The sequence below is a fragment of the Burkholderia sp. Bp8984 genome (assembly GCF_003853755.1).
Classification (GTDB): Bacteria; Pseudomonadota; Gammaproteobacteria; order Burkholderiales; family Burkholderiaceae; genus Burkholderia.
The window spans coordinates 63,524-79,862 of record NZ_QTQN01000022.1 but is presented as its reverse complement, the minus strand read 5'-3'; the positions used below and the strand labels follow the sequence as shown (position 1 = coordinate 79,862).

Below are 16,339 nucleotides of genomic sequence, written 5' to 3'. Positions count from 1 at the left end.
TGATTCAACCGTTCCAGACTTCGCCGAACACCCGCAGCCAGTTCTCGCCCATCACCTTCCTGATGCGCGACTCGCTCCAGCCGGCGCGTTGCATCGCGGCCGTCAGGTTCGGGAATTCGCCGATCGTGCGGATGCCTTCCGGATTGACGACCTTGCCGAAGTCCGTCAGGCGGCGATAGCGGCCCTTGTCGTGCGTGATCCAGTCGAAGAACTCGGTGCTGTAGCCCTGCGTGAAGTCCGTGCCGATTCCGACCTTGTCCTCGCCGATCACGTCGATCACGTATTCGATCGCTTCGAGGTAATCGTCGATGGTCGCGTCGGCGCCGCGTCGCAGGAACGGCATGAACATCGTGACGCCCACGAAGCCGTTCGCTTCCGCGATCTCGCGCAGTTGCTCGTCCGTCTTGTTGCGCGGATGTTCCTTCAGCGCGGACGGGCAGCAGTGCGAATAGGTGACCGGCTTCTTCGAACAGGCGATCGCGTCGGACGAGGTTTTCGCGCCGACGTGCGAGAGATCCACCATGATGCCGACGCGGTTCATCTCCTGGATCACTTCGCGGCCGTAGCCGGACAACCCGCCATCCGGTTCGTAGGAACCCGTGCCGACGAGGTTCTGCGTGTTGTAGCAGAGCTGCACCACATTCACGCCGAGTTCCTTGAACACTTCGATGTAGCCGAGGTTGTCCTCGAACGCATATGAGTTCTGGAAGCCGAGGATGATGCCGGTCTTGTTCTCCTTCTTCGCGCGCAGGATGTCGTCCGTCGTGCGCACCAGCGTGAGGATTTCACTGTATTCGCGGATCTGCTGCTTCATCTCCGCGATGTTGTCGATCGTCTTCTGGAAGTCTTCCCACACGGAGACCGTGCAGTTGACGGCCGTGACGCCGCCCTTGCGCATGTCTTCGAACACCGATCGCTCGAAGCGGGAGATGTTCAGGCCGTCGATGATGATGCTGGCGTCGTGAAGGCTCGTCATGGTGTTTCTCCATGCGTTGGTTTAGTCGGCCCCGTTTGCACGAGCGGGGCGTGTACTCAAACCGCGCCTTCGACGCCGCGCTTGGCGGACTGGCCGGTTCTCGCGGTTGCCGGACCTGCGTCTTCGAGCGCCGTCTTCGACGTTTCCGGCAGGGACAGGCCGCCGATCATCGCCAGGATCGACACGGCGATCAGGTAATAAGCGGGCGACAGGTTGGTCCCCGTCGCCGAGATCAGCCACGTGGCGACGAGCGGCGCCGTGCCGCCGAAGATCGTGTACGCGAGGTTGTACGTGATCGCCGATGCGGTATAGCGCGTTTTCGTCGCGAACACTTCCGACATCAGCGGTGCGGTCACGACGCCCGAGAACACCGCGCCGATGGCCAGCAGCGCGACGCCGGCCAGCGATTGCGACAGCACGCCCGAGCCGCCCAGCGAGAACGCCGGATACACCGACACGATGATGAAGAGGCCGGTCGTGGCGATCGTCGCGCGGCGGCCGACGAGATCGGAGAAGAAGCCGGCGACCGGGCACAGGGCCGCAGCGAAGAAGAGGGCGAGCACCGTCACCAGGAGCGACGTGCCGCGAGACAGGTGCCCGGCCACTTGGAGGTAGGTCGCGAAATAGGTCGTGAACGTGTAGAACGACAGCGCCGTCACGGACACGAACGCGCCGAGCTTCAGGATATTCAGCGACTGCGAACGCAGCGTTTCCATCAGCGGCGCATGCGCGATGTCGTGCTTGCCTTCGAGTGCCTGGAACGCGGGCGTTTCATTCAGGTTCACGCGCAGGTACACGCCGATGAGGCCGACGGGTGCCGCGATCAGGAACGGCACGCGCCAGCCCCATTCGACCATTGCCTGCGACGACAGCGACGATTCGAGCAGATAGGCGACCACGGCCGCGCAGGCGAACGACGAGAAGGTCGACACCGGCACGAAGCTGCCGAAGAATGCGCGGCGGCGGCGCGGTGCGTGTTCCATCACGTACGCGCATGCGCCGGCGTATTCGCCGCCTGCCGAAAACCCCTGGACGCAGCGGATGATCGTGAGCAGCAACGGCGCCCAATAACCGATGCTCGCGTAGGTCGGGAGCAGGCCGATCAATGTGGTCGAGCCGGCCATCATCAGGATCGTCAGCGCAAGCGTGCGCTTGCGGCCGATCCGGTCGCCGATGACGCCGAAGACCAGGCCGCCCAGCGGGCGGAATGCGAAGGCCACCGCGAAGACGGCGAAGGTCTTCAGGAGACCGACCGTGGGATCGCCGCTCGGAAAGAATTCGCGCGTCAGGATGGTGGCGAGAAAGCCGTATGCGGCGAAATCGAACCACTCGACGAAATTGCCGATCGAGGCTGCGGCGATCACGCGTCGTAGCGTGCTGGTATCGACGTCCTGGGTGGTCATGGTCGTGTCCTCTTCGTAGGTGTGGTTCGGTTCGCGTCGAAAACATCGTAGGGACGCCAATTACCTAGGTCCATACGTGTCAATTACCTAGGTAATCGGGGCGGGGCGGGGGGCGGCTGCCGGGCGACGTTGCCGGAGTTGAATAAGGGAGCGTGGAGGCTAGACTGGAAGTTCCCCATGCACACCATGGAGGGAGACATGACGACCATCTATGTCGTGAAGACCGGGCTTCAGTTCCTCTGTACCGGCGAGGACGGCGACATCGGCATGGCACCGGAGATCGAAGAAGCGATGTCCTTTCTTTCGTATGAAGAAGCGAAAAAGGTGGCGAGCGAGAACGCCGATCCGGGGTATGAGATTCTGGCGGTCGATATTGTGTGCCGCTGATGGGGGAGTTTCGCGGCGAGGGCTCGATGACGGAAGATGCCTCGGGGGCGCGCGCATCTTGGGGCTAGGTGCGGCGTCGCTTCCGTGCGGCCATCAACGCATGTAGCGGCACACCTGTAGTCACCTGTGACAACTGCCACGGCCGCGAACCGCCGTGAAGCGCCAGCACGTACCGGTCGAAAACCGTCGAACGTACTCTATTTATCCGCGCGGCACGGCCGCATCACGTCCCTCAATCGATGATCAAACCGCAGGACATGATGCATATGGGTATCGGTTGCCGATATCGATCGCTTTGAGCAATCTTGTAGCCATTGGGCTACATCGGTGCCTGTTTCATCAATTTTTGTATCCCAGGGGATACAAAATCGCGGATGGCAATTTGTGCCTCGGGGATCGGTGATTGAAGCCGCCGGCTTCTCGGATACGGGCACGGCCGACAATGGAAGAGAAGTGATCGGGCGCTCGGAATTGCCTGGAGAGCGCGGGAAAGGGAGTTGATGCGGGCCACCGAGCAACACGGCGAGCGCCGCCCATTTGATGACCAAACCGCAAGACCTAGTGCATAGATATCGTTTGCCGCAGCGTTAATGACTATCGACAATCGTGGCTCGAATTCCCGCCGTTGGCGCCTGAAGCGCCTTGGCGGGCGGCACCCGTCGGCTATCCCGGCCGTCGCTGCCATCCAGCTCACGACGACATGTACGCGTTCACGCCTTCATTCCAGAATCCTGCCGGTTCGCCGATCCGCGAGCTGTTCAAATACCTCTCCGAGCCGGGGATGATTTCGTTCGCCGGCGGTTACCCGGCCAGCGAGCTGTTCGACGTCGACGGCCTGAACGCCGCCGCCGAACGCGCATATGCCCAGCCGGTCCGCTGCCTGCAATACGGCCCGACCGACGGCCTCGCCGAACTGAAGCAGCAACTGATCGCGTTGATGGCGCGCCGCAACGTGACGTGCACGCCCGCCGAACTGCTCGTCACGACCGGCTCGCAGCAGGGCCTCGATCTGCTATTGCGCGTGATGGTCGGCCCCGGCGACGTCGTGCTGACCGAACAGCCGGCGTACCCGGCGACGCTGTCGGCGATGCGTCTGCAACAGGCGCGCATCGTCACGATCCCCGTCGACGGCGAAGGCCTCGACGTCGACCGCCTCGCGTCGCAACTCGCGTCCGGCGCGATCGCGCAGCCGAAGCTGCTCTACACGGTCCCGACCTTCGCGAACCCGACCGGCGCGACGCTCACGCGCGAACGCCGGCTGAAGTTGCTGCGCCTCGCGGTGCAATACCGTTTCCTGATCGTCGAGGACGATCCCTACGGCGACCTGCGTTTCGCGGGCGAACCGGTGCCGTCGATGCTTGCACTCGCGAACGACGTCGAAGGCGCGCGCGACTGGATCGTGCATTTCGCGAGCCTGTCGAAAATCGTCGCGCCGGGGCTGCGCGTGGGCTGGACGATCGCACCGGCCGAAATCGCGCGGCGCTGCGTGATCGCGAAGCAGACGGTCGACCTGTGCAGCACGCCGTGGACGCAAGCCACCGCCGCCGAGTATCTCGCCGACGGCGCACTCGAACGCCATCTGCCGCGCATCACGGCGGCCTACCAGAGCAAGTGCGACGCGATGTGCGACGCGCTGCGCGACGGTCTCGGCGATGCGATCGCGTTCCATCGTCCCGAAGGCGGGATGTTCGTGTGGGCGCGCATCAGCGCGGTGTCGTCGGACGTGCTGCTGCAACAGGCGATCGCGAACAAGGTCGTCTTCGTGCCGGGCAAGGCGTTCTTCGCGGACAACGTCGACGCGGCATCGCTGCGGCTGTCGTTCGCCGCGCCCGATGTCGACGCGATCCGGGAAGGCGTGGCGCGCCTCGTGCGCGCGTATGGTGCGGCGCTGGCCGCGTGAGGAGACACACATGAACATGATCATCAACCACACCGCATGGATGGACGAAGCGCCGGGCATGGCCGATATCCGTCCCGTCGCGCACAAGTCGTCGCAGATCAGCGCGGGGCCGCAGTACGTGGCCGACGTACTCGGCCGCTTCGGCGCGGAGTCGACCGACACGCGCGACGCCGCACCGGCCGTCCTCGGCTACAACTGAACCGCGCGGCGGCGGCCCTACAAGGAAAGCCCGCCGCCGAAACGGTTAAGCTGTCGCGATCGAATCGCGCAGGATCGCCGCGTCATCATGTCCGACACCGACACCCGTTCCGAATCGCTGACGGAAACGTACGACCGCCTTTGGTCCTGCCTCGAGTCCGGCGTCGGCGCGCAGCGTTCGCCGTTCACGATGCTGCAGGCCGCGACGCTCGGCCTCGATGGTGCGCCGAAGGTGCGCACCATCGTGTTGCGGCAAGTGAGCCGCGCCGATCGCCTGCTGTCGTTCCATACCGATGCGCGTTCGGAGAAGGTCGCGGAATTGCGCCGTGACGCGCGTATCGCCATCGTCGCGAACGATCTCGATTCACTCGTGCAGATTCGCGCGGAAGGCGTGGCATCGATCTGCGACGACGAAGCGCAACGTCGCGCGGTGTGGCAATCGAGCCGTCCGCATACGCTGCTGCTGTATCGCGCACCGCTGCGCCCGGGCACGCCGATCGGGTCGCCCGAAGAGGCGCACGTCGCGGCAGGCGCAACCACAGGCACATCGGCCACCGACGACGGCTACCGGAACTTCTGCCTGCTCCACGTCACCGTGACGCGCATCGACTGGCTCGAACTCGCGCGCAGCGGCCATCGCCGCGCGGTGTTCGACGTGAACGACGACGGCTACGAAGGCCGTTGGGTCGCGCCCTGACGGCGACGTCCGCGTTTCCGCTACAAACCCGTACAAGTCAGACAAATCCCGGATACATCAGACCTTTCAAATGGGCAACGCCGCGTGACCGGCGCGCGCCCGAATGAAAGCGAAGGCGCGCTCCGACGCGCGGCATGTTCACTTTCCACTTCACGAAAGGAGATGCCGAACGATGTCTTCCACACCGTTTTCCCCGACGCGTCGCCACCTGCTGGCCACTTCCGTGGCCGCCGGGGTATCCGCGATGCTGCCCACCGCCGCGCTGCGTGCGGCCACCGGCGGCAACGGCATACGCCCGTTCACCGCCCATATCCCCGACGACGCACTGGCCGACCTGCGCCGCCGCCTTGCCGCGACGCGCTGGCCGGGCCGCGAGACCGTCGCCGACGAATCGCAGGGCGTGCGGCTCGCGCGCATGCAGGCGCTGCTGCGTTACTGGGGCACCGAATACGACTGGCGCAAGGGCGAGGCGCGCCTGAACGGCTTTCCGATGTTCATCACCGAGATCGACGGGCTCGACATTCACTTCATCCACGTGCGCTCGCGGCACGCGAACGCGATGCCGATGATCATGACGCACGGCTGGCCCGGTTCGATCTTCGAGCTGCTGAAGGCGATCGGCCCGCTGACCGACCCGACCGCGCACGGTGCGAGTGCCGACGATGCGTTCCACGTCGTCGTGCCGTCGCTGCCGGGCTTCGGTTTCTCGGGGCGTCCGGCGAAGACGGGCTGGGGCTCCGACCACATTGCGCGTGCCTGGGGCGAGCTGATGGCGCGCCTCGGCTATACGCGCTTCGTGTCGCAGGGCGGCGACTGCGGCTCGGTGATCTCGCACCGGATGGCGATGCAGCGCGTGCAGGGCCTGGCCGGGATTCACGTGAACATGCCGGCGACGGTGCCGCCGGACATCGCGACACTGCTCCAGACCGACGCGCCGGCACCGGCATCGCTGGCGCCGAAGGAGAAGGCTGCGTACGAGAAGCTTGCGACGTTCTATCGTGACAACTGCGGCTACTCGGCGATGATGGTCACGCGGCCGCAGACGGTCGGCTACGCGCTCGCCGATTCGCCGTCGGGTCAGGCCGCGTGGATGTACGACAAGATCTCGCAGTGGACCTACAGCGGCGGCGTGCCGGAACGGTCGATCCCGCGCGACGAGATCCTCGACGACATTTCGTTGTACTGGCTGACCAACACGGCGACGTCGGCCGCGCAGATCTACTGGGAGGATCACTCGAACAACTTCAACGCGGTGGACATCTCGCTGCCGGCGGCGATCACGGTGTTCCCCGGCGAGATCTACCAGGCGCCGCGCAGCTGGGCCGAGCGCAGCTATCACAACCTGATCTACTTCAACGAAGTCGACAAGGGCGGGCACTTCGCGGCTTGGGAGGAGCCGGAACTGTTCGCCCGCGAAGTGCGCGCCGGGTTCCGGCCGTTGCGTCGCGCGTAAGCGTGGCTCGACGGGAAAACGCGGGCCGGTAGTGATGCCGGCTCGTGTCGCGCGCGTCGCGCGCGGCCGACCGCGAACACCCGTTTCCGCCACGATTTTGAATCGCTGTATGTCGTACCCGGACACAGATACGTTGGGATACAAAGCGTCCGGGCGGTTCGGATATAAAACCGGTGAAGCGATTCACACGGCGGCGCGGTGCGATGCGCCGCCGCCGTGAATGGCGATACCGCATCGCCCGCACGTGCCGCGGGCCCCTTTCTTACCGATCGACAATGGAGAACGCGTCATGCCTGATACCGTCAACACCCGCCGCCGCCTGATTCTGGGCACGACACTCGCCAGCCTGAGCCTGGCCGACCTCGGGTTCGGCTCGCTGGCGCGCGCGCAGTCGGCGCCCGATGCGTCGACGCCGAAGCGCGCGGCCGGCGCGGCGTCGCTCGGCAAGATCCACCAGATCGACGCGGGCGTGCTGAACGTCGGGTATGCGGATCTCGGGCCGAAGAACGGCCCGGTCGTGTTTCTGCTGCACGGCTGGCCGTACGATATCTACAGCTACGCGGACGTTGCACCGCTGCTCACGGCGGCCGGCTATCGCGTGATCGTGCCGTACCTGCGCGGCTACGGATCGACGACGTTCCGCTCGGCCGACACGGTGCGCAACGGCCAGCAGGCGGTGACGGCCGTCGACATCGTCGCGCTGATGGATGCGCTCAAGATCGACCGCGCGGTGTTCGGCGGCTACGACTGGGGTGCGCGCACGGCCGACATCATCGCGGCACTGTGGCCGCAGCGCGTGAAGGCGCTGGTGTCGGTGAGCGGCTACCTGATCGGCAGCCAGGAGGCGAACCGCAAGCCGCTGCCGCCGCAAGCGGAACTCCAGTGGTGGTATCAGTTCTACTTCACGACCGAGCGCGGCGCGCTCGGCTACGCGGAGAATCGTGATGCGTTCAACAAGCTGATCTGGCAGCTCGCGTCGCCGAAGTGGCAGTTCTCCGACGAGACCTTCGCGCGCAGCGCCGCGTCGTTCCAGAACCCCGACCACGTAGCCGTCGTGATCCACAACTATCGCTGGCGCCTCGGGCTCGCGCAGGGTGAAGCGCAATACGACGACATCGAGCGGCGGCTCGCGGCCGGCCCGGCGATCACCGTGCCGACGATCACGATGGAAGGTGATGCGAACGGCGCGCCGCATCCGCAGCCGGCCGCGTATGCGAAGAAGTTCACCGGCAAGTACCAGCACCGGACGATCACCGGTGGCATCGGCCACAACCTGCCGCAGGAAGCGCCGCAGGCGTTCGCGGATGCGATCCTGCAAGTGGAGCATCTGTGATGCGGGTACACGCTAATGTCGTGCCGCGCGGCGTGCGCCGTGCATGCGTCGCGGGCGTGCTGCTGGCCGGCGCGTTGTCGGTGAGCGGCCCGGCTGCGCTTGCCGAACAGCCGAAGCCGGCTGCGTCGCCGATCTACGGCGTGACGATCCCGCCCGGCTACCGGAAGTGGGAAATGGTCGCGCCGGCCGAGGAAGCGGCACCGCTCGACGAATTGCGCGTGGTGCTCGGCAACCCGGTCGCGATCCGCGCGCTCGAACAGGCGACGCTGCCGTTTCCGGACGGCGCGATCCTCGTGAAGCTCGCGTACAAGCGCAAGCAGTCCGACGAGTTCGCGTCCGCGACGGTGCCCGGCCAGGCGACGACCGTGCAGGTGATGGTGAAGGATTCGCGTCGCTATGCATCGACGGGCGGCTGGGGCTTCGGGCGCTTCATCAACGGCGTGCCGGCCGATATCGGTCAGCACCAGACCTGCTTCGCGTGTCATCAGGCGCGCGTGAAGAATCACGACTATGTGTTCACGCGGTTTGCGCCTTGAGGGGGCGAGCGTGGCGGAACCGGCGAATGCGTGTCGTGTGGGGTACGCCGTTCGCCGTTCGCCGTTCACCATCGTTCTGATCGCCGGTGCCGAATTGCGGGTGGCGCGGCGGAGCGGCCGAGCGAACCCGGTCGCCAACGATTGCGCCGCCGCGTAGTTTGCGTCACCACGAATAGCCTTGCATGCCGTAGTCGGTGTCGTGTCGACGACCCCACCAGGGGAGGTACGCGTTGTTGCCGCCGCGTGCGCGGAACCAGTCTTGGTCCGGATCGATCGGCGTGAGCTTTGACGGTGGTCTGACGACGACGGCGACGGGGTGCTCAGGATCGGTCGTGCCTGCGACCAAGGCGTTACCGCCGAAGTGGTTGATCCGGCCGATCGCGAGTGCGACGTCGGTCAATGCGCTGCCGGTTCCCATGTCGCCGAGCAGGGCGGCCGTGTTGAACGTCTGATTCGTGTGGTCGTATTCCGGAAGGGTTTCCGTCAACGTCCGCGCGAGCGAGACAACGCGTAACGACGCTGCGTCGCTGGGTACACCTGCGTCGTGGACGATGTAATTCAGGTCCGTGACCGCGACACCGGCGTTGCGTGCTGCTTCGTCGATCGTGGCTTTCCATGCCTGCACCGTTCGCGTCGTGCCGACCTTCGGCGAAAAATCGTGCGTGTTGCCGGTTGCGGCCTTGCCGATCCATGCGAGCGGTTCGCGCTCGGTGTTGAAGTTCGGGCCGGCGAGGAACAGCACGACGAGGTTCTCGTTGATCTGCGCATCCGTGGGCGGGAAGTTCGGGGCGTCCCAGTTCATCACCCATACGGTCTTGTCGGGGTTTTTCTGCAAGTAGTCCAGCGCGTTGTTCAGCGACGTGAAGCCGGCGTTTGCGCCGCCTTGGGTGATTTGCACGTCGGGAGGCGTGTCGCGGCTCCAAAGCGTCTTGGGTGACGGCGGGCCAATTTCGAAGAAGTTCATCATCCGGTCGACCATGCGCGACTTGGCAAAGGCCGGATCGAGTCGGGGCGGAACGGCAGCTTCGACGCGTATGCCGGCGAGTTCGCGCCAATGGCCTTGGTTTTCTGGCTTTACCGTGTAGAAGTAACCTGAGTTGCTAAAGTAGCGCGAGCGCAGGAGGAGAATGAACTTATCAATGTACTTCGCGTAGAAGCCCTTGAACGTTTCCTCGCCCTCGTTGCCGTAAACCAATGCTCCGATGGAGCGAAGTGACGAAAATTTTTCGGGCTTCGTGCGCACCATGTCGTCATTCTTGTTCGGTTTGGTAAGCCCTTGCGCCCATAACAATTGCCATTCGGTGGGGTAGTCCATCCGTTGCAACGGATTCAACCACATCAGCCCGACAACCTGAGCGGTGAATGGCTTCGCCGGATCTTCGGCTGCTGGTGTTGAATTCGCCGCAGGCTCTCTAACAGGGGCGGCGTGTGCGGAGCGCATCGTGGCCGTAGTGAAGAGAAACACCGTGAGCGCAGCCAGTCCAGGTACAACAAAGTATCGTTTCATCCAATCCCCTACTTCCAAATGTGCCGGGTCGGGTTGTTCTACATGAGCCATCAGCGAGGCCATGAGAACAGTGGTGATTAACCAAACCGAAATGGCAACGGCGATACGTCGTGGTCGCGTAGTAATCAGTGCCCTCATACGGCACCTCCGACCTTCAAATAAAGCTGACCTTCCCGCTCATCCACGATCGCGAGCGGCATCTTGCCTTCGCTTTTCTCGGTGTGTACCCATTCGGGGAGAGGTGTTCTATCGAGAGTTCCAGACGCAAAATAGTCGACGTACTTCTTGTTCGGATTTTCCAAGGGGATTCCATCCCCCATCCTCCAATCCGCCTCTATACGCAACGCTTTGAGTTGCTTCTCCGTTACGTAGCACAAGCCCACCGCGACGTCATACGCAAGCGCCTTTTCAGCATGCTCGGGGTTGGTCATCGTCGTTGAGTGATTCGTCGGGCTGTTGGTCGCACCGCGATCGAGCCAATCGACGATCTGCTTGTCGCGCCAATCCTTGTAGCCTTCCGGAATCGCGCTCTTGCCATCCTCGCCGATCACGTGGCCGTCTCGGTCTAGCCACTCCGCGTTCAATGTCCTACGTGCCTCCATTCGCATCAATGCGCGGTCCTCGTAACGCTGCCCGGCTTCGGTTGCGGCAGTACCTCGGGCGACACTGTCCTGGTTCTTCGCCTTGTACTGGTCGTAGGGGTCGTCGGCTCGCTTTTCGGCATCGGTCTTGCTCGCGTCGCGCCAAGCAGCCGGCGGATCGTTGCCTTCGTTGAAGTCGCTGATCGCGTCGCCGTCCTTGGTCTCGACTGACTTGCCGAATCGCAAGGCCTTCGGCGGGAATGGCTCGTCAAGCGCCGGGGCATCCGCCACCACTGTCCAGCCCTTCGGCGGATCGGCGTTCACGCGGAGCATGTTCAATGCCGAACTGATGCCGGTCACGACGAACATGAGTGGCGCAGTCACGAGCGTCGCTGCCACGCCCAGAACCGACTCATTTCCTTTGACCGCGCCGACGAGATTGAATTTGGCCGGCGGCGACGGCGGATACCAGAACCCCGGCTTCGTTCCTTGTTTGCCATGCCGCCAATCGTTTTCCCAGTATCGGTACGGTTTCTGCACGCCAACCGGGAAACCGGAAGCAAAGACCCGTTGCGTCAGGATGCCGGCTGCCCCGATATCGTCGAGTTCGTGCTTGCTGATGCCGCGCCAGCCGATCCCTTGCACCGTCACCGCCGAAATCACCTGATCGTGCGGACAGCAATATGCGGTGACGCGGCCATACGTCGATTCATTCAGCCCGTGCCTCGCGCGATCCTCTTGCGCCGCATAAGACCGCTTGCTGGTCGGCGAGACCCGCTCGTTTTCCATGTCCTCATCGATTTTGTCGGCAGGCTGTTCGTATGCTTTTCGAGCGCTGATGATCGACAGGAATTGGCCGAATGTCTTCGTGCGCGCGGCGTAGGTTTGTCGTCCACGCCGGCCGCTGCCGTCTTTCGTCGAGCGTTGCGACCATGAATCCATGAAGGTGTCGGACTTGTTCGGGCCGTCAGCATTGGCGAGACTGTACGGTGCGTTCGCCAGCACGTAGGCGTCCGCCACGCAGTGGCCCGTGCGCCCCCACGGATCTTCGACATCGGGGAATGCGTCGCCGAAGAACGCCGCCGTGAGGCCCACGATATTTCCTTGGCTGTGGCATACGACGGTAATCGGGACATCGGCCTGCATGCTTCGGATCGACTCGATCAGTCTGGCCAAGCGCAGCGCCGCGAGTACGCCATACGCTCGAGGCGGCGCGCGGTACAGCGGCCGATTGGTCGGATTGATGCCTTGCACGGTCATCCAGCCCATCGTTCGATCATCCAGACCGCCGTGCCAAAGATCGGGCAGACTGGCGCAGCCATTGGTGAACGGCCCGCCGCCCCAATAGTCCTTCTCGTTCAGGAAGATCTTGTCGCCGTACTCCTTCAATTCCGCAGCGGTCGCGCGATAGCCCCAGCGGAAATGAATGACGGGTGAGAACGACGGATCGGGCTTGATGTAATTGTCTGCCAGCAAATCAGGGTTCAAGAACCCATCCGGCGTCACACTCTCCGTGTACTTCGCGGGCGTCAGCTGTCCGGCATCGATACCGTGATACATCATCTGATCGTCCAGACGCCCGAGCCTGCGATTCAGGCCTTTGCACAGCCCTTCCTCCGACGCCTCGAACCATTCGCCTTCGGAATTCACCCCATGCACGAAGATCACGATACCGGGCAATGGCATCTGCTTGAGACAGATGAGCGGCGTGTTCTTCGCAAACATCGTCACGCCTTCGACGCGGCCGACGACGATCGGCGGCGGTTCGGGTCGCGGCGCCGGCCCGTCTCGGGCTATGGATTCAGGGCAGCTCTCCGCCGTTCGAGCGGCCGCTACTGGACGAGCATCTGGAAATGAATCACTCATCTGCATTCCTTCTTATATCTTGACCATTCTTCTTGATGAACCTCGTCGCCAGTCTCCCGAACCGGTCTGCGTCGGCCGCCGATCGCTTTCATTTACGCGCAACCCCATGCCGCACATAGCGCCGGAGCGGTATCGGCGCGCGCTTCCTTTCGCCCCGACCGACGATCGTGGAAGGCATGCAAGTCGGCGCCCCGTCAATTCCCTGCATCGGTCCTTCGCAGACGTCAGCAAGACGAAGCGCCGACGCGCTGGCCAATCACGCGTCGCACCTGTCCAATATGAAGGACGACCAAACGCTTATTCCAGTCGACGCGGCCCTAAGAAAGATTCCGGAATGTCACTGCTACCGAGATAGCGCTCGTGATTCCTGTTCTCGGCTCCCCGCCTGCTCCGCGCCGTCCAGGCAGCCCGCAACCTTGCCGCCGTCGAGCCCCAGCGCGGCCGCTCGCTGAACCAGCTCGATGTCGTTGCTCGCGCCGAGTTTCTTCATCGCGCTGATCTTCTGCGCGCTGACCGTTTGCTTGCCCTTGTTCAGCCGCTGCGCGATCGCCTTGATCGGCATGCCGGCCAGATAAAGGCGAATCACCTCGATCTCGCGCGTCGAAAGCTTCACCGGCGGCGCCTCGTGTCCGGCCAACGCATCGAGCGCGCGGCGCACAAGCGGCGACAGATAGTGACCGCCGCTATAGCTCGAGTGAATCGCGGTGACGATATGGCCCACCTCGTCGAACTTGCTCACGAGGCTCGCGCCGACTTGCGAGAGAATCGAACGGAAGATCACCGGGTTCTCGTTCCCGACCAACGCAACGATCCCGACGTTCGGACGCATGCGCCGCAGCCACTCGCACAGTGCGAAGCCGTTCATCTGCGCATCGCCGCGGACCGAATAATCGACCAGCGCGATGTCGCAATCGAGCGTGTCGAGGGTCGCGACGAGTTCGTCCGGCGTCCGGCAGACACCGACGAGATCGATTGCGCACACGTCGCCGGCAATGTGCTCCATGCCGGCGAGCGTCAACGGCCAGTCGTATGCAAAGATGGTGCGAATATTGAATTTCCCCATGCGCGGTTCCAGAAGGTTCACCGGGCGCGCGGCGCGGAATGCGCGTACGACCGGCGTGGCGTTGAATTTACGAGCGAGATATTTTTATCCCGATCGTTATTCTATGAGGCGACGCTTGGACGGGATATCGGACGGTGAATAGAGCGGCCCGCGGGAACGTAGTACAAGTTTGATTTTTGGCGCCGGCCCGACCGTTTGGCTGGCATCGCCCTCGTCCTGACAGCCAACGTGACGGGTCGCACGGGCCGCACCGACGGCCCGCGGGGTAAAATTGCGGCCTTTGCATGCCATTCCGGGCGACCGGCCAGGGCAGCGCGCCGTTGCCGGCCGCGCGCCCCGCCCGTTCGCCGGCGGCCCGTACTCCCCGCTTCCTCCATGACCGAATCCGATCTGCAATCCGACGACACCACCATCCACGAAGACGGCCTCTGGCGCGACAACGGCTGGACGGCCCGCATCATCAAGAACGAAGACGACGACGGCTGGGCCGTCGAGATGATCAAGGACGGCGAAGCCGAGCCCGCGCTCGTCGGCCCGTGGACCATGGGTCGCGACAAGAAGAACCCGAAGCCGATGGATGCGAACGCGTTCCGCACGCTGGTGAAGACCGCGACCGAGGTGCTGATGCGTCACGAGCAGCAGCGCCGCGCGATGCTGCACAAGGAAGTGACGGTGCAGGACGGCGACGGGCAGGATGTGTCGGTCACGCTCGACATCGTGCCGGACGAATTCGAGCCGTATGCGCAACTGAAGGCGTTCGACCCGTACGGCGAACTGCTGGCCGATGCGAAGGTGTCCGCCGGGTTCAAGCTCAACAAGGCCAGCGCCGCACGCTGGGTCGAATCGGGCTTCGAACGGCCGGCCTGACGCCGCGGGCCGCGGGCCGCGCGACGTCGGGCCGCGTGCCGCGCGGCCGCAACCGGCGTCAGCCGTGCAGGCCGAGCGCGGTCATCAGCCGGTACAGCGTCGCGCGCGAGATGCCGAGTTCCGCCGCGACGTCGGCATGCTGATGCCGATGCCGCAACAGCGTTTCCTCGATCGTGCGCCGCTCGGCCTGACGGCGCGATTCCGCGAGTGTCGGCGGCCGGTGCGACGTGTACTGGTTCAGTTCGAGATCGGCGGCCGAGATCAGCGGGCCGTTCGTCATCACGACCGCGAAACGGATCCGGTTGATCAGCTCGCGCACGTTGCCGGGCCACGCATAGTTGTGGATCGCCTCGATCGCGCACGGCATGAAGCCGCGAATCCGGTGCGAACTTTCGCCGCGATAGCGCCGCAACACATGATCGGCGAGCAGCATGATGTCGCGGCCGCGCGCGCGCAGCGGCGGCTCGTCGATGCGCAGTACGCACAGCCGGTAGTACAGGTCCGGGCGGAACCGCCCCGCCTGCATCGCGGACTCCAGATCGACGTGAGTCGCGGACACGATCCGCACGTCGACCGGAATCGACGCGCGCCCACCGAGCCGCTCGATCTTGCCCTCCTGCAGGAACCGCAGCAGGCTCGCCTGGCTCTCGAACGGCATGTCGCCGATTTCGTCGAGAAACAGCGTGCCGCCGTGCGCGGCCTCGATGCGGCCGATATTGCGCTGATGCGCGCCGGTGAAGGCGCCCCGCTCATGACCGAACAGTTCGGCCTGCAGCAGCGTCGACGGAATCGCCGCGCAATTCACGGCGACGAACGGCGCGTCGGCGCGCGACGAATGCTGGTGGATCGCCGATGCGGTCAACTCCTTGCCGGTGCCGGATTCGCCGGCGATGAACACGGTGGCTTCGGTGTTCGCGACCTTGCGGATCGTCGCGAACAGGCGGCGCATCGCGGCGCACGCGCCGATCATCACGCCGTCGGGCGGCGCGGCATCGACGGCCGGATCGCTTTCCGCCAGTTTCAGCATCCCGTACGCATGGCCGACGAGATATCCGATCGTCGTGTAGGCCGTCGCATTGCGCACGTAGTCGAAGCAGCACTGGCGAATCAGGCGCGCGATGGTGCCATCGCGCAGCCGCTCGCCGTCGGCGAGCGCGACCCAGCCGATCCGCGGATCGCGCAGCAGCGCCTCGAACGACGCGACGTCGGGCGACGCGAATCCGCCGAAATCGACGATGCCCGCATGCAGGCGGTTCGCCTTCACGAGATTGAATGCGTCCGCAACGGATTTAGCGCGCCACACCTCCCAGCCGCGCGACGCGAGACAGTCGACGAGCCCCGCATCGGGACGCTGCGACAGATAGACGAGCGGGCGCGACAGCACGGTTAGGTGACGCCGGGCCGCAACGAACGGCGGTGCGTATGCGGCCCGTTCGTCCTCGTGCGGGCCTGACAGTCTGATCTGGCAGCAATGGTTCATGATGGCCTCGCCGCATAGGGTTGTCTGACGGAGCGGGCGGCGCGAAGCGGTACGCGGCGAGCCTCCCTGCTCGCACGCGGCGCTACCGGCAT

At 64.4% G+C, this 16,339-nt stretch carries 14 protein-coding genes; 8 read left to right on the top strand and 6 right to left on the bottom strand.

Going from position 1 to position 16,339, the window contains the following annotated elements:
* Positions 1–4: 4 nt before the first annotated feature.
* Both DID98_RS22155 and DID98_RS22150 read right to left on the bottom strand, forming a co-directional pair.
* Entirely contained in the window at positions 5–976 is a 972-nt protein-coding gene (locus DID98_RS22155) for a dipeptidase (protein ID WP_124489282.1), read from the bottom strand.
* A gap of 56 nt (positions 977–1,032) precedes the next feature.
* A complete protein-coding gene (locus DID98_RS22150; protein WP_044849019.1) occupies positions 1,033–2,379 on the bottom strand; it encodes an MFS transporter in 1,347 nt (448 codons plus the stop codon).
* Positions 2,380–2,577: 198 nt separating this feature from the next.
* Here DID98_RS22150 and DID98_RS22145 point away from each other — a divergent pair, with 198 nt between their 5' ends.
* The 7 genes from DID98_RS22145 to DID98_RS22110 all read left to right on the top strand — a co-directional run bounded on the left by DID98_RS22145 (position 2,578) and on the right by DID98_RS22110 (position 8,883).
* A complete protein-coding gene (locus DID98_RS22145; RefSeq protein WP_059819600.1) occupies positions 2,578–2,766 on the top strand; it encodes a hypothetical protein in 189 nt (62 codons plus the stop codon).
* A gap of 700 nt (positions 2,767–3,466) precedes the next feature.
* Positions 3,467–4,666, top strand: coding sequence for a PLP-dependent aminotransferase family protein (locus tag DID98_RS22140; protein WP_124571422.1), 1,200 nt, complete (start codon positions 3,467–3,469; stop codon positions 4,664–4,666).
* 10 nt (positions 4,667–4,676) lie between these two features.
* The gene (locus DID98_RS22135) at positions 4,677–4,865 is read left to right on the top strand and encodes a hypothetical protein (protein ID WP_044849029.1); all 189 of its coding nucleotides are present in this window, start codon (positions 4,677–4,679) and stop codon (positions 4,863–4,865) included.
* 87 nt (positions 4,866–4,952) lie between these two features.
* Complete coding sequence (locus DID98_RS22130; RefSeq protein ID WP_124571421.1) at positions 4,953–5,561, top strand: pyridoxamine 5'-phosphate oxidase family protein; 609 nt, start codon at positions 4,953–4,955, stop codon at positions 5,559–5,561.
* A gap of 172 nt (positions 5,562–5,733) precedes the next feature.
* Positions 5,734–7,014: an epoxide hydrolase family protein gene (locus DID98_RS22125; protein WP_124571420.1), complete on the top strand. Its 1,281-nt coding sequence runs from the start codon at positions 5,734–5,736 to the stop codon at positions 7,012–7,014.
* 289 nt (positions 7,015–7,303) lie between these two features.
* Entirely contained in the window at positions 7,304–8,347 is a 1,044-nt protein-coding gene (locus tag DID98_RS22115) for an alpha/beta fold hydrolase (protein ID WP_124571418.1), read from the top strand.
* Positions 8,347–8,883, top strand: a complete 537-nt coding sequence (locus DID98_RS22110) for a cytochrome P460 family protein (RefSeq protein ID WP_124571417.1) — start codon at positions 8,347–8,349, stop codon at positions 8,881–8,883. The genes DID98_RS22115 and DID98_RS22110 overlap by 1 nt, the downstream gene beginning before the upstream one ends.
* Before the next feature lie 163 nt (positions 8,884–9,046).
* Here DID98_RS22110 and DID98_RS22105 read toward each other — a convergent pair whose 3' ends face one another.
* The 3 genes from DID98_RS22105 to DID98_RS22095 all read right to left on the bottom strand — a co-directional run bounded on the left by DID98_RS22105 (position 9,047) and on the right by DID98_RS22095 (position 13,900).
* Positions 9,047–10,528, bottom strand: a complete 1,482-nt coding sequence (locus DID98_RS22105) for a virulence factor (protein WP_260428102.1) — start codon at positions 10,526–10,528, stop codon at positions 9,047–9,049.
* Entirely contained in the window at positions 10,525–12,837 is a 2,313-nt protein-coding gene (locus DID98_RS22100) for a hypothetical protein (protein WP_124571416.1), read from the bottom strand. The genes DID98_RS22105 and DID98_RS22100 overlap by 4 nt, the downstream gene beginning before the upstream one ends.
* A 343-nt stretch (positions 12,838–13,180) precedes the next feature.
* Positions 13,181–13,900 (bottom strand): response regulator transcription factor, encoded by a 720-nt coding sequence (locus tag DID98_RS22095; RefSeq protein ID WP_124522326.1) that lies wholly within the window; start codon positions 13,898–13,900, stop codon positions 13,181–13,183.
* 375 nt (positions 13,901–14,275) lie between these two features.
* On the opposite strand from DID98_RS22095, the gene DID98_RS22090 reads away from it, so the two are divergent.
* A complete protein-coding gene (locus tag DID98_RS22090; RefSeq protein ID WP_044846642.1) occupies positions 14,276–14,767 on the top strand; it encodes a hypothetical protein in 492 nt (163 codons plus the stop codon).
* A gap of 58 nt (positions 14,768–14,825) precedes the next feature.
* Here the strand turns inward: DID98_RS22090 and DID98_RS22085 are convergent, their stop codons facing one another.
* Positions 14,826–16,247, bottom strand: a complete 1,422-nt coding sequence (locus tag DID98_RS22085; protein WP_124522328.1) for a sigma-54 dependent transcriptional regulator — start codon at positions 16,245–16,247, stop codon at positions 14,826–14,828.
* Positions 16,248–16,339: the final 92 nt, after the last annotated feature.

Excerpts from the sequence above, each read along its gene's own strand:
- DID98_RS22105 (WP_260428102.1), bottom strand. The coding sequence starts at position 10,528 with ATGAGGGCACTGATTACTACGCGACCACGACGTATCGCCGTTGCCATT.
- DID98_RS22095 (WP_124522326.1), bottom strand. The coding sequence starts at position 13,900 with ATGGGGAAATTCAATATTCGCACCATCTTTGCATACGACTGGCCGTTG.
- DID98_RS22100 (WP_124571416.1), bottom strand. The coding sequence starts at position 12,837 with ATGAGTGATTCATTTCCAGATGCTCGTCCAGTAGCGGCCGCTCGAACG.
- DID98_RS22090 (WP_044846642.1), top strand. The coding sequence starts at position 14,276 with ATGACCGAATCCGATCTGCAATCCGACGACACCACCATCCACGAAGAC.
- DID98_RS22085 (WP_124522328.1), bottom strand. The coding sequence starts at position 16,247 with ATGAACCATTGCTGCCAGATCAGACTGTCAGGCCCGCACGAGGACGAA.
- DID98_RS22155 (WP_124489282.1), bottom strand. The coding sequence starts at position 976 with ATGACGAGCCTTCACGACGCCAGCATCATCATCGACGGCCTGAACATC.
- DID98_RS22115 (WP_124571418.1), top strand. The coding sequence starts at position 7,304 with ATGCCTGATACCGTCAACACCCGCCGCCGCCTGATTCTGGGCACGACA.
- DID98_RS22110 (WP_124571417.1), top strand. The coding sequence starts at position 8,347 with ATGCGGGTACACGCTAATGTCGTGCCGCGCGGCGTGCGCCGTGCATGC.
- DID98_RS22140 (WP_124571422.1), top strand. The coding sequence starts at position 3,467 with ATGTACGCGTTCACGCCTTCATTCCAGAATCCTGCCGGTTCGCCGATC.
- DID98_RS22150 (WP_044849019.1), bottom strand. The coding sequence starts at position 2,379 with ATGACCACCCAGGACGTCGATACCAGCACGCTACGACGCGTGATCGCC.
- DID98_RS22125 (WP_124571420.1), top strand. The coding sequence starts at position 5,734 with ATGTCTTCCACACCGTTTTCCCCGACGCGTCGCCACCTGCTGGCCACT.
- DID98_RS22130 (WP_124571421.1), top strand. The coding sequence starts at position 4,953 with ATGTCCGACACCGACACCCGTTCCGAATCGCTGACGGAAACGTACGAC.
- DID98_RS22145 (WP_059819600.1), top strand. The coding sequence starts at position 2,578 with ATGACGACCATCTATGTCGTGAAGACCGGGCTTCAGTTCCTCTGTACC.
- DID98_RS22135 (WP_044849029.1), top strand. The coding sequence starts at position 4,677 with ATGAACATGATCATCAACCACACCGCATGGATGGACGAAGCGCCGGGC.